The sequence below is a fragment of the Streptomyces sp. NBC_01515 genome, from assembly GCF_045040345.1.
Classification (GTDB): Bacteria; Actinomycetota; Actinomycetes; order Streptomycetales; family Streptomycetaceae; genus Streptomyces.
This window is the reverse complement of record NZ_CP109416.1, coordinates 7,309,305-7,321,878: the sequence shown is the minus strand read 5'-3', so window position 1 is coordinate 7,321,878 and position 12,574 is coordinate 7,309,305. Positions and strand designations below refer to the sequence as shown.

Below are 12,574 nucleotides of genomic sequence, written 5' to 3'. Positions count from 1 at the left end.
TCCGTCACCTCAGCTTCGGGTCGAGGGCGTCGCGTACCGCGTCGCCGAGCATGATGAACGCGAGGACGGTGACGGCCAGGGCGCCGGCGGGCCAGAGGAGCATGTGGGGGGCGTTGCGGATGTACTGGGAGGCTGCCGAGATGTCGATGCCCCAGCTGACCGTGGGGGGTTTCAGGCCCACCCCGAGGTACGACAGGGTCGCCTCCAGCGAGATGTACGTGCCGAGGGCGATCGTGGCGACGACGATCACCGGGGCGACCGCGTTCGGGGTGATGTGGCGCAGCAGGAGGCGGGAGTTGGAGGCGCCGAGGGCTCGCGCGGCCTGGACGTAGTCGTTCTGTTTGGCGGTGATGACCGAGCCGCGGGCGATGCGGGAGATCTGCGGCCAGCCGAGCAGGACCATGAAGCCGATGACCGGCCAGACCGTGTTGCTGGTCACCACGGACAGGAGCACCAGGCCGCCCAGGACCACCGGGATCGCGAAGAAGATGTCCGTGAGGCGGGACAGGATCGAGTCCCAGATCCCTCCGAAGAAGCCGGCGAGTCCGCCCAGCACCGAGCCGAAGATCGCGACCCCCAGCGTGGCGAGGACGCCCACCGTGACCGACGTACGGGTGCCGTAGACCGTGCGCGTGTAGACGTCGCAGCCCTGGCCGTCGTAGCCGAAGGGGTGGCCCGGCTGGGAGCCCTCCTGGGCCTTGGCGAGGTCGCACTTGAGGGGGTTGCCCGAGGCGATCAGGGAGGGCCAGAGGGAGATGACCACCAGGAAGAGGATGACGAGCGCGGAGATGATGAAGACGGGGTTGCGGCGCAGGTCGCGCCAGGCGTCGGACCAGAGGGAGTGGGGCTTGCCGGCCGGGCCTGTTCCTTCCGGCCCTCCCGGAGTCTTCTCCAATGTCTCCGCCTCGCTCGTCGCGAGGTCCATCGGGCCGCCCATGCCGGTGCCGGCGATGGCGCGCTCCGGTTCGAACGGCTGCTCAGGCATAGCGGATCCTCGGGTCGAGTACGGCGTAGAGGAGGTCGACGAGAAGGTTGGCGACCAGGAAGACCAGGACGAGGACGGTCACGAAGCCGACCACGGTCTGCGTGTTCTGGCGCACGATCCCCTGGTAGAGCTGGAAGCCGACGCCGTGGATGTTGAAGATCCGCTCGGTGACGATCGCGCCGCCCATCAGGGCCCCGATGTCGGTGCCGATGAAGGTGACCACGGGGATGAGGGAGTTGCGCAGCAGGTGCCGGACGATCACCCGGCGTCTCGGCAGGCCCTTCGCGACGGCCGTACGGACGTAGTCGGAGCGCCGGTTCTCCGCGATGGACGTCCGGGTCAGCCGGGTCACGTACGCGAGGGAGACCGAGGCCAACACCAGCCCGGGGACGATCAGTTCGCTGAAGGTCGCCTCCGGTGAGACGGACGGTTTGATCCAGCCCCATTCCACGCCGAGGAGCAGTTGCAGCAGCAGGCCGGTGACGAAGGTCGGGATGGAGATGACGACGAGGGTGAGCAGCAGTACGCCGGTGTCGATCGGGCGGCCCCGCTTGAGGCCGGTGATCACGCCGAGCGCGATGCCGACGACGACCTCGATGACGATGGCCACGAGGGTCAGCCGGATGGTGACCGGGAACGCGGTCGACATCAGCTCGGTGACCTTCTGGCCGTTGAACGCCGTCCCGAAGTCACCGGTGAAGACGTTCCCCATGTAGGTCAGGTACTGCTGCCACACGGGCTTGTCGAGGCCGAACTCCCGCTTCAGCTGGGCGGCCGTCGCCGGATCGCACTGCCGGTCGCCGCACAGGCCCGCGATGGGGTCGCCCATCACGTTCACCATCAGGAAGATCAACAGTGTGGCGCCGATGAAGACCGGGATCATCTGCAGCAGGCGCCGGATTACGTACCGTCCCATGGGGGCTCCGGGGATCGTGGGGGCGGGCGCTCGTGAACCCGCCCCCGGTGCGACTCAGGCTCAGCTGACCTTGATCTCGTTGTAGACGGGGACGCTGAACGGGTTCAGAGCCACGTTGGAGAGCCGGTCGGAGTAGCCCGCGCTGCCGTTCTGGTACCAGAGCGGGATGGCGGCCATGTTGTCCCGTACGACACCCTCGGCCTGCTGGAAGAGCTTGATCGCCTTGCTGGTGTCCGTCTCCGCGTTGGCCTGGTTCACGAGCTTGTCGAAGTCCTTGTTGGACCACTGGCCGTCGTTGGAGGAGGCGTTGGTGTAGTACAGCGGCTGCAGGAAGTTCTGGATGAGCGGGTAGTCCATCTGCCAGCCGGCCCGGAACGGCCCGGTCATCTTGTGCTGGCCGATCTGGTTCCTGAAGTCCGCGAAGGTGCCGACCGGGTTGCCGACACACGCCTTGTCGTTGCCGAGCGCGTTGTTGATGGAGTTGCACACCGCGTCCACCCACTCCTTGTGCGAGCCCGTGTCCGCGTTGTACGTGATCTTGACCTGGCCGCCGGGGATCCCGCCGCCCTCCTGGACCAGCTTCTTCGCCTCGGTCGGGTTGTACTTGCAGGAGTCCCCGCACAGCCCGTCCTGGAAGCCGCCCTCGGTGCCGAGCACCGGTGAGGTCCAGTCGGTGGCCGGGGTGCGGGTCTTCTGGAAGATCGTGTTGGTGATCTGGTCCCGGTTGATCGCCATGGACAGGCCGGTGCGGACCTTGTCCGAGCCGCTCTTGTTCCAGTTCTTGTCGTAGTACGGGAACGCGAGGGTCTGGATGATGCCGGCGGGCGTGTTGATGTACCGGCCGCCGAGGTCGCTCTTGACGTTCTTGAGCTGCGAGGCCGGGATGTCGTCGACGAGGTCGAGGTTGCCGGCCATCAGGTCGGTGTAGGCGGTGTTGTTGTCGGTGTAGACCTTGAGGGTCACGCCACCGTTCTGCGCCTTGTCCGTCCCGGTGTAGCCGGCCCACTTCTTGAGCTGCATCTGCGAGCCCTTGGTGTACGACGAGATCGTGTACGGCCCGTTGCCGACCGGCTTCTTCAGCCAGGCCGCGTGGTCCGAGAAGAACGTCGACGGCAGCGGCGAGTAGGCCGCGTAGCCGAGGGTGTCCGGGAAGGTCGAGAACTTCTGGGTGAGCTTGATGGTGAAGGTGTCCGTGCCGGTCACCTTGAGCCCGGTGAGCGTGGTGGCGCTCTGCGAGCCGCTGTCGGGGTGGACCTTGTCGTAGCCCTCGATGTACCCGAAGAAGTACGCGTTCTTCTGGTTGTTCTTGAGGCTGGCCCCGTAGTTCCACGCGTCGACGAACGACTTCGCGGTGACCGCCTCGCCGTTGCTGAACTTCCAGCCGCTCTTGACCGTCACCGTGAAGTTCTGCGAGTCCGTGGTCTCGATCTTGTCGGCGAGCATGTCCTCGGCCTTGCCCGACTTCGGGTCGTACCGCTTCAGTCCGCGGAAGACCATGTCGAGGACCTTGCCGCCCTGCACCTCGTTGGTGTTGGCCGGCTCCAGCGGGTTCTGCGGGTCACCCCAGGAGGCGCTGAGCACCGCGCTGCCGTCACCACCGCCACCGCCGCTACTGCTGTCGCCGCCCCCACAGGCGGTCGCCGCGAGGGCTACCGCCGCCGCGCAAGCGGCCCATTTGGCGTGCGTGGCTCCACGCATCGAGTGCCTCCTCAGGAAAGCCGATCCATGCCGATCCGTTACCGGTCAATATCGACCGAAAAGGAGCACATCGCCTGCGGGCCCACCCTTTCGGGGGACCCCCGCCGTCCGTTCAGAGGATCTTCGGTGTAGCGCACAATGGATCACCACGAAGCGATGCGGAACCGTTGGATTCAGACGTCCCGATGTACGCATTCCGATACAGCGGCGTCCGCATAACGAACTCATTGCCCGTTTAGTGCAGTTGGCCCGATATAAAGCACGGATCGATCACGGCATGCTACCCGCGTAGCTACGGACTGCCCAAGAGAAAGCAAAGAAGGTAAAGAGAAACCCAAGTCGGCCCAGATTTTATTGACCTTGCATGAATTGCGTTGAAAAAGTCCGGCGTAGCCCGTAGGGGAGTGCCCTGCGGAGTCTCATCAGACCCCCTTGGGCCAGGAGCAGCATGATCCCCCCAACCTCATCCGCGGTCCCGCTCGAAGTAACCGACGAGAGCCTTGAGAAGTCGATCACTTCTCCCGCCTCGAAGGCCAACGAGAGCCGGTCCCCGGGTCAGCTCGCATGGCGCCGTTTCAAACGGGACCGTACGGGCGTCATATCGGCGATCATCGTGATCTTCTTCTTCGCGATCGCGCTGGCCGCGCCGCTGATATCCAAGCTCTACGGGAAAGATCCGTACACGACGTACGCGAGCCAGGACCCGGGGCTGCTCGACGCCTTCTCGTACCCGGCGGGTGCCAACGGCGGCATGAGTTCGCAGTTCTGGTTCGGCATCGAGCCGCAGCTGGGCCGCGACGTCTTCACCTTCCTGCTCTACGGCATCCGGACCTCGCTGGGCATCGCCGTGGCCGCCACCCTGATCACCACCGCCGTCGGCGTCGTGGTCGGCGTGACCGCGGGCTACCTGGGCGGCAAGACGGACTACTTCGTCGGCCGGATCATCGACATCGTGCTGTCGATCCCCTCGACGCTGTTCATCATCGCCTTCATGCCGGTGGTGTTCGGCCTGTTCGTCGCCGCCGACGACAACATCCCGACCTGGCTGCGGGCCACCGCGCTCATCGTCATGATGTCCTTCTTCGGCTGGGCGTCGATCGCCCGTCTGCTGCGCGGCCAGGTACTCGGCCTGCGCGAGCGGGAGTTCGTCGAGGCCGCCAAGGTGACCGGGGCGTCACCGGCGCGCATCGTGTTCAAGGAACTGCTGCCCAACCTGTGGACCCCGATCCTCATCCAGTCCACGCTCATGCTCCCGGCGTACGTGACCGCGGAGGCGGGCTTCGCCTTTCTCGGGGTCGGCATGATCGACCCGACCCCCGACTGGGGCGTCATGATCCAGCGGGGCGCCCAGTTCTACACCCAGGACTTCACCTTCATGCTCTTCCCGGGCCTGGCCATGGTGATCTTCGTCCTGGCGTTCAACCTGCTCGGCGACTCGGCGCGCGACGCGCTCGACCCGAAGTCCAAGCGCTGACACATCTCTCATCTCCGGCCCGGTCAATGTCGTCCGGCTGGTCCGTCCCACCCGTAAGGCAGGGCTACTGTGTCTTTTTCCCGTAGAAACTTCATGATCGCCACCGGTGTGGTGGCCGCGTCGAGTTCGGTGCTGACCGCCTGCGGCGGCGGCAACTCGACCTCGAACAGCAAGGTCCCCTCGGTCAGCAAGGCCAAGCAGAGCAAGATCGAGGTCGGCACCAAGGCCGACTCGACGGGCCCCGCGCCCGAGGTCGCCGGCGCGGTCAAGGGCGGGACGATCTACGGGCTCGACCAGTTCGACATGGACCACCTCGACCCGGCGCAGATCTACGTCTCCACCGAGATCCTCATCACCACGCCGATCATGCGCGGCCTGACCGGCTACAAGCTCGACTCCAAGGGCGGCGCCACCCTGGTCGGCGACGTCGCCACGGACGCGGGCACGGCCAAGGACGGCGGCAAGACCTGGTCGTTCACCATCAAGGACGGCATCAAGTGGGAGGACGGCTCCGACCTCTCCATGGACGACGTCCGGCACACCTTCGAGCGCCTCTTCGCCTCCTTCGTCACCGAGGGTCCGCGCTACGTCCAGCAGTTCCTGGTGGGCGGCGACAAGTACAAGGGCCCCTACGACGGCAAGAGCCTCGACTCCATCGAGGTCGACGGCAAGACCATCACCTTCCGCCTCAACGAGGCCCGTGGTGACTTCAACTTCACGCTGGCCGAGCGGGCGTACTCCTTCGTGAAGAAGTCGAAGGACACCAAGGAGAAGTACGACAAGCAGCCGTTCTCCTGCGGCCCGTACAAGATCTCCGCCCGCGACGTCGGCAAGTCGCTGACGTACACCCGCAACACGCACTGGGACGCGGCGACGGACCCGATCCGCAACGCCTACCCGGACAAGTACCTCTTCCAGTTCGGCTTCGAACTGCTGGCCTCGACCGACCGCTACATAGCGGACAAGGGCAACGACCAGTACACGATGTCGATCTTCAACGAGATCGCCCCCGAGCGGATCGCCACGGTCCTCACCAACGCGAAGCTCAAGCAGCGGGTGCTCACCGCGGTCGACACGGTCACCTACTACTGGCCGATCAACACCACCCGGATCACGGACGTCAAGGTCCGCCAGGCCATCAACTACGCCTGGCCGAACCAGCAGTTGCAGACCATCCGCGGTGGCGCGTCCACCAGCGAGATCGCGACCACGATCTTCTCCCCGGTGACGCCCGGTTACGTGGAGTTCGACCTCTACGGCAAGACCACGAAGCCCGGCGGCGACCCGGTCAAGGCCAAGGCCCTCCTCAAGGAGGCCGGCAAGGTCGGGCAGAAGCTGGTCATCGCCTACCAGACGTCGGACAACGCGGTGAAGCAGGCCGTGGCGATCAAGAACGCGCTGGAGGCCGCCGGCTTCACGGTCGTCAACAAGCAGATCGACAAGTCGACCTTCTACACCCAGATCGGCAAGATCGACAACACGTACGACCTGTTCGCGGCCGGCTGGAGCCCGGACTGGCCGGGCGGCTACTCGGTCTTCTACCCCTGCTGGGACGGCGCCAACATCGGCGACGGCCGCAGCAACTACTCGCAGCTGAAGAACGCCAGCGTCGACAAGGCGATCGCGTCCGCGTCCCTGATCACCGACGCGGACGCGGCCAACAAGGCCTGGGGCGCCATCGACAAGCAGGTCATGGAGCTCGCGGCCTGCGTCCCGGACTACCACGCCATCCGCAACTGGATGCACGGTTCGAAGGTCGGCGGCTTCGTCTACGACGCCGGAAACACCGGCATCGCACTCACGAGGCTCTACGCGAAGGCGTAGGCGCCACACGGCACCAGGGGGCGGCCTTCACCGGGCCGCCCCCACCGGCCCCTCACCCCTCACGCCCCGGCAACGGCGCCTCGCCCGGAGAGTCCTGACCCCATGTTCCGCTTCCTTGTCCGCCGTACGATCGGCGCGCTGGTCATTCTGCTGATCATCAGCGCCATCACCTTCTGGCTCTTCTACGCCGTCCCGCGTGACCCGGCCATGATGTCCTGCGGCAAGAACTGCACGCCGGCCTCGCTCGCGCAGATCCGGCACAACCTGGGCATCGACCATCCGATCCCGGTGCAGTACTGGTACTGGCTGAAGGGGATCTTCGTCGGGCGGGACTACAGCGGCTACGGAATGTGCAATGCGCCGTGCCTCGGCTACTCCTTCGCCAACAACGAGCCCGTCTTCGGCACGATCATGGACCGGCTGCCGCTGACCCTCTCGCTCGCCTTCGGTTCGGCCGTCATCTTCCTGATCTTCGGTGTCGGCACCGGCATGATCGCCGCGCTCAAGCAGGGCAAGTTCCTGGACAAGTTCGCGACCTCGGCGTCGCTGCTCGGCTCATCGCTCCAGATCTACTTCGTCGGCTACATCGCGCTGTACTTCCTGGTCTTCAAGACGGGCATCCTCGACCAGCCCTCGTACACGCCGCTGACCGACAACCCCGTCTCGTGGTTCTCCGGCCTGCTGCTGCCGTGGCTGGTGCTGTCGATCATCTTCACCGCCAACTACACCCGCATGGCCCGCTCCCAGCTCGTCGAGCAGCTCAGCGAGGACTACGTCCGCACCGCCCGCGCCAAGGGCCTCTCGCGTGCGAACGTCTTCCTGCGCTTCGCCTGGCGCGGCGCCATGGGCCCGATCGTCACGGTGTTCGGCATCGACCTGGGCACGCTGATCGGCGGCGCGATCATCACCGAGCAGGTCTTCAGCCTCCAGGGCATCGGCCGGCTCGCGGTGATCTCCGTCATCCAGAGCGACCTGCCGATGCTGCTCGGCGTCACCGTGCTGGCCGCCGCGGCGATCGTGTTCTTCAACATCATCGTCGACGCCGCCTACGCCTTCATCGACCCGCGGATCCGGCTCGCCTGACCCTCCGCCCGTACCCCCTACCCCCCGCATCGCCCCCAGGAGCGTCTCCGTGACGAGCACCGATCAGCAGCCCTTCCTCTCCGTCAGGGATCTCAAAGTCCACTTCTCCACCGAGGACGGCATCGTCAAGGCCGTCGACGGGCTCTCCTTCGACCTCGCCAAGGGCAGGACGCTCGGCATCGTCGGCGAGTCGGGCTCCGGCAAGTCCGTCACCAACCTGACGATCCTGGGTCTGCACGACCGCGACCGTACGGCGATCGAGGGCGAGATCCTGCTCGACGACAAGGAGCTGCTCACCGCGAGCGAGCGGGAACTGGAGCGGCTGCGCGGCAACAAGATGTCCATGATCTTCCAGGACGCGCTGGCCTCGCTGTCGCCGTACCACACGGTCGGCAAGCAGATCAGCGAGGTGTACCGCAAGCACACCGGTGCCTCCAAGAAGGAGTCCCGCGCGCGGGCGATCGAGATGCTGAAGCGGGTCGGGATCCCCCAGCCCGAGGTCCGGGTGGACGACTACCCGCACCTGTTCTCCGGCGGTATGCGCCAGCGCGCGATGATCGCCATGGCGCTGGTCTGCGACCCCGAGCTGCTGATCGCCGACGAGCCGACCACCGCCCTCGACGTGACGGTCCAGGCCCAGATCATGGACCTGCTGAAGGACCTCCAGCAGGAGTTCGGCACCGCCATCGTGTTCATCACGCACGACCTCGGCGTCATCGCCGACATCGCCGACGACGTCCTCGTGATGTACGGCGGCCGGTGCGTGGAGCGCGGCACCAAGAAGGAGGTGCTGACGGACCCGCAGCACCCCTACACGCTCGGTCTGCTCAGCTCCATGCCGAGCCTCGAAGGACCGGTCGACGTGCCGCTGATGCCGATCCCCGGCTCGCCGCCCTCGCTGCTCAATCCGCCGTCCGGCTGCCGCTTCCACCCGCGCTGCACCTTCGCCGAGAAGGTCGAGGGCGGACTGTGCTCCAGCGAGCGGCCCGTGCTGGACGTGGTCGACGGCCGGGGCTCCGCCTGCCACCTCACCACCCAGCAGCGCCAGGAACTCTTCGCCGACCTTCTCGCCGTAGCCCAGCACAACTGACGTACTAGAAACGGGACTTCCCATCATGAGCAACGCGAACCCCCTCCTGGACGTCAGCGGGCTGACCAAACACTTCCCGATCAAGGGCGGCTTCCCGATCCGGCGTACGGTCGGTGCCGTGCAGGCGGTCGACGGGCTGGACTTCCAGGTCGGCGAGGGCGAGAGCCTGGGCCTGGTCGGCGAGTCGGGCTGCGGCAAGTCGACGACGGGCCGCCTGATCACCCGCCTGCTGGAGCCGACCGACGGCAAGATCACCTACCGCGGCCAGGACATCACCCACGCGGGCCGCAAGCAGCTGGCGCCCATCCGGTCCGAGATCCAGATGATCTTCCAGGACCCGTACGCCTCGCTGAACCCGCGGCAGACGGTCGGCAAGATCGTGGCCGGCCCGATGGAGATCAACAACATCAACCCGGCCAGCGGCCGCGAGGCCCGCGTCCGTGAGCTGCTGGAGATCGTCGGTCTCAACCCCGAGCACTACAACCGCTTCCCGCACGAGTTCTCCGGCGGCCAGCGCCAACGCATCGGTGTCGCCCGCGCGTTGGCCCTCGAACCGAAGCTGATCGTCGCGGACGAACCGGTATCGGCCCTGGACGTCTCCATCCAGGCCCAGGTCGTGAACCTCCTCCAGAAGGTCCAGAAGGAACTCGGCATCGCGTTCGTGTTCATCGCCCACGACCTGGCGATCGTCCGGCACTTCTCACAGCGAGTCGCGGTAATGTACCTCGGCAAGATCGTGGAGATCGCCGACCGCGACGACCTGTACGGCAACCCGCGCCACCCCTATACGCGGGCCCTGTTGTCCGCCGTGCCCGAGGCCACGGTGGACGAGACGCCCGCCCGGGAGCGTATCCGGCTGGTCGGTGACGTGCCGTCGCCGATCAATCCGCCCACAGGCTGCCGTTTCCGTACCCGGTGCTGGAAGGCGACGGAGAAGTGCGCGACGGAGGCTCCGCCGCTGGTACAGGTCGAGGGCAACAAGCCCGGCCACCTGACCGCATGCCACTATCCCGAGATGGCGGACACCGTTCCGGCACCCCGTCTCTCCAAGGACCCCGAGGCGGCGGCCTGACACACCCCTTTAGTCAGCCGCCCCCTTCAGGAACGGACTTTCACCGGCCCATTGACCCGAGCCCATGAACGTCCGATCCAGGGGACGAAGGCCCGCGCCCACCCAGGCGCGGGCCTTCGCCATGAACGGGTGGGCGTCCCCTCCTCCCATGACACACTGCCGCGATGGTTGATCGTTCGTTCGCGGATCCTTCGCTCGCCGCGCTGTACGACACCCTCAACTCGTGGGGGCCCGGCGACGACTTCTGTCTCGGGCTGGTCATGTCCGCCGGCTCCGTGCTCGATGTCGGGTGCGGTACCGGGCGGTTGCTCGGGCAGGCCCGGCGGGAGGGGCATCGGGGGCGGCTGACGGGGCTCGATCCTGCCGCCGCGATGCTGGTGCGGGCGCGGGCTCATGAACCCGGCGTCGAATGGGTGCTCGGAGATCTACGGGCACGCGCGTGGCACGGTGAGTTCGAACTCGCCGTCATGACCGGGCACGCCTTCCAAGTGCTGCTCGGCGACGAGGAGTTGCGCCTCGCCCTACGTGCCGTACGCGCCGCTCTCGTGCCGGGCGGGCGGTTCGTGTTCGAGACGCGGAATCCGGAGGTCCGGGCCTGGGAGACGTGGACGGCGGACCGAGTGCGGGAGATTCCCGACGGACATGGCGGGGTCGTACGTGTGTGGCACGAGGTCGAGTCCGTGTCACCTGCCGACGACCGGGTCACGTTCACCGAGACCTTTGACGGAACCCTGTGGGAACGGCCGCAGGTCGACCGGACCACCCTGCGATTCCTCGACACCGACACCCTGGACGGCTTCCTCCGCGAGGCCGGGTTTGTTGTTGTCGAGCGGTACGGCGACTGGGAACGAGGGGTGTTGACCCCTGCCAGCCCTGAAATCATCACCGTCGCTGAATCTGCGGGGCATCAAGACAGCGACAGCTAGGGCGCTCTCCAGTGGACGTTGGGCCACTCGCTTCTTGGTCAGTGTCGTGCTTCCGCGGCCCGAGTAAAGGGCGCTCCCTGCGGTCGCGTCGGCTACGCCGATTCCGCTGCGCTTCACCCTTGACTAGGGCCGCTCCAGCCCGTTGGAGAAGCGAGCGAGCGGCCCGGAAGGATGGGTGGCCAAGGTGGGCGGGCCCCTGCCTGTACTGGGTCGTGGGCCGGAGCGGAGGGACGCGGTCGCGCCTCGCCTGCGCGCCGGGCCGGCTCAGCGGCTATCGGCCGGTGGGGTGGGAAGCACGGTGAGGGCTGCCGCCTCGTGGTTAGATCCGGGCCGGTGCGAGGGGGCGCGTTCGCGTCTCGCCTGCACGCCGGGCTGGCTCAGCGGCTGCCCGCCGGTGGGGTGGGAGGCACGGCGGGGACTGCACCTCTGGGCTGATCCGGGCCGGTGCGAGGGGACGCATCCGCGCCTCGCCAGCACGCCGGGTCGGCTTAGCGGCTATCGGCCAGTGGGGTGGGAGGTGCGGTGGGGACTGCTCCCTCGTGGTTGGATCCGGGCCGGTGCGACGTGGTGCGTTCGCGTCTCGCCTGCACGCCGGGTGGGCTCGGCGGCTATCGGCCGGTGGGGGTGGCGAGAGCACGGGGGCACGGGGGCGCGCTGCCTTCTTGCCAGTACGCCGCCTCGGTTCAGCGGCCGACCCCGGGTGAGGGGGCTGGAAGCCGGGGGTAGAGCTGACTACCGTCACGACCTTTGACCGGTTAGAAAAGACTCCAGCCACCCGAGGGGACAGGACCGGAGGCCGGGGCGAGGAGGGGGAGGTGGGTCCGCGAAGTGTGACACTTCCCCTTCGACTGTCACATTTCTGCGGACCGGGTACCCCGGGGAGAGTCGACTGGCAAACGGGGAGCCCATCGTCTAGGCCACCACCCAGGACATGGCCCGGGCCGCCGCCCAGAACCAGCCCGAAGCCTTCCTCTATGCCCGTGGCCCGGAACTGCCCATCACCCACTGCCTGTTGCCCATGACTCGATGCTTGTGACGTTGGTCCCCGCCCGCACTCTCCCCCCACTGGCCGGTAGTCGCCGGCCCGACCTGGCGTACAGGCGAGACGCGAACGCCTACCCTCGCCCAGGCCTGGGCTTGGAGTCCTGATGTACGCGCCCAAGGTTCAGATCCGCCCATCACCCTCTCCCCCGGCCATGGACTCCCCAGCGCTTCTTGCCACTTGGCCTGCTGTGCAGCGAGTCCCCACCGGCCGGTAGCCGCTGAGCCGGCCCGGCGTGCGGGCCGGACGCCAACGCGCCACCCTCGCCCCGACCCGTCCTTCTCCAAAAGCCGGGGTCATTTCTAACCAGTAAAAGCCTGCGACAGTGGTTAGATTTACCCCCGGCTTCCAGCAACCACCCGCCCACTCACTCACCGTTGGCCGCTGAGCCGGCCCGGCGTGCAGGCGAGACGCGACCGCGCCCCCACACCCCGGCCCGGAACGCAGCCCACCCGACGGGATTC

At 67.0% G+C, this 12,574-nt stretch carries 9 protein-coding genes; 6 read left to right on the top strand and 3 right to left on the bottom strand.

What is annotated here, in order from left to right:
• Positions 1-4: 4 nt before the first annotated feature.
• Genes OG407_RS33295 through OG407_RS33285 form a run of 3 tightly spaced genes read right to left on the bottom strand, consistent with a single transcriptional unit; the run spans position 5 to position 3,599 of the window.
• The gene (locus OG407_RS33295; RefSeq protein ID WP_405863219.1) at positions 5-985 is read right to left on the bottom strand and encodes an ABC transporter permease; all 981 of its coding nucleotides are present in this window, start codon (positions 983-985) and stop codon (positions 5-7) included.
• Positions 978-1,901: an ABC transporter permease gene (locus OG407_RS33290; RefSeq protein WP_405863218.1), complete on the bottom strand. Its 924-nt coding sequence runs from the start codon at positions 1,899-1,901 to the stop codon at positions 978-980. The genes OG407_RS33295 and OG407_RS33290 overlap by 8 nt, the downstream gene beginning before the upstream one ends.
• Positions 1,902-1,961: 60 nt before the next feature.
• Positions 1,962-3,599 (bottom strand): ABC transporter substrate-binding protein, encoded by a 1,638-nt coding sequence (locus OG407_RS33285; protein WP_405863217.1) that lies wholly within the window; start codon positions 3,597-3,599, stop codon positions 1,962-1,964.
• Between the two features lie 448 nt (positions 3,600-4,047).
• Here OG407_RS33285 and OG407_RS33280 point away from each other — a divergent pair, with 448 nt between their 5' ends.
• From OG407_RS33280 to OG407_RS33255, 6 genes are all read left to right on the top strand, one after another.
• On the top strand, positions 4,048-5,073 hold the full coding sequence (locus OG407_RS33280) for an ABC transporter permease (protein ID WP_403591331.1): 1,026 nt from the start codon (positions 4,048-4,050) through the stop codon (positions 5,071-5,073).
• Positions 5,074-5,166: 93 nt separating this feature from the next.
• Positions 5,167-6,897: an ABC transporter substrate-binding protein gene (locus tag OG407_RS33275; RefSeq protein WP_405863216.1), complete on the top strand. Its 1,731-nt coding sequence runs from the start codon at positions 5,167-5,169 to the stop codon at positions 6,895-6,897.
• Between the two features lie 102 nt (positions 6,898-6,999).
• A complete protein-coding gene (locus tag OG407_RS33270) occupies positions 7,000-7,980 on the top strand; it encodes an ABC transporter permease (protein ID WP_405863215.1) in 981 nt (326 codons plus the stop codon).
• Between the two features lie 49 nt (positions 7,981-8,029).
• The gene (locus OG407_RS33265; RefSeq protein WP_405863214.1) at positions 8,030-9,070 is read left to right on the top strand and encodes an ABC transporter ATP-binding protein; all 1,041 of its coding nucleotides are present in this window, start codon (positions 8,030-8,032) and stop codon (positions 9,068-9,070) included.
• Between the two features lie 25 nt (positions 9,071-9,095).
• Positions 9,096-10,142, top strand: a complete 1,047-nt coding sequence (locus OG407_RS33260) for an ABC transporter ATP-binding protein (RefSeq protein WP_405863213.1) — start codon at positions 9,096-9,098, stop codon at positions 10,140-10,142.
• Between the two features lie 164 nt (positions 10,143-10,306).
• Positions 10,307-11,068 carry a class I SAM-dependent methyltransferase gene (locus OG407_RS33255; RefSeq protein WP_405863212.1) on the top strand — a complete coding sequence of 254 codons (762 nt, stop codon included), beginning with the start codon at positions 10,307-10,309 and terminating at the stop codon, positions 11,066-11,068.
• Positions 11,069-12,574 lie beyond the last annotated feature (1,506 nt).

What these genes read in the sequence shown, in the direction of transcription:
- OG407_RS33255 (WP_405863212.1), top strand. Translation starts at nt 10,307, where the DNA reads ATGGTTGATCGTTCGTTCGCGGATCCTTCGCTCGCCGCGCTGTACGAC.
- OG407_RS33290 (WP_405863218.1), bottom strand. Translation starts at nt 1,901, where the DNA reads ATGGGACGGTACGTAATCCGGCGCCTGCTGCAGATGATCCCGGTCTTC.
- OG407_RS33280 (WP_403591331.1), top strand. Translation starts at nt 4,048, where the DNA reads ATGATCCCCCCAACCTCATCCGCGGTCCCGCTCGAAGTAACCGACGAG.
- OG407_RS33260 (WP_405863213.1), top strand. Translation starts at nt 9,096, where the DNA reads ATGAGCAACGCGAACCCCCTCCTGGACGTCAGCGGGCTGACCAAACAC.
- OG407_RS33275 (WP_405863216.1), top strand. Translation starts at nt 5,167, where the DNA reads ATGATCGCCACCGGTGTGGTGGCCGCGTCGAGTTCGGTGCTGACCGCC.
- OG407_RS33285 (WP_405863217.1), bottom strand. Translation starts at nt 3,599, where the DNA reads ATGCGTGGAGCCACGCACGCCAAATGGGCCGCTTGCGCGGCGGCGGTA.
- OG407_RS33295 (WP_405863219.1), bottom strand. Translation starts at nt 985, where the DNA reads ATGCCTGAGCAGCCGTTCGAACCGGAGCGCGCCATCGCCGGCACCGGC.
- OG407_RS33270 (WP_405863215.1), top strand. Translation starts at nt 7,000, where the DNA reads ATGTTCCGCTTCCTTGTCCGCCGTACGATCGGCGCGCTGGTCATTCTG.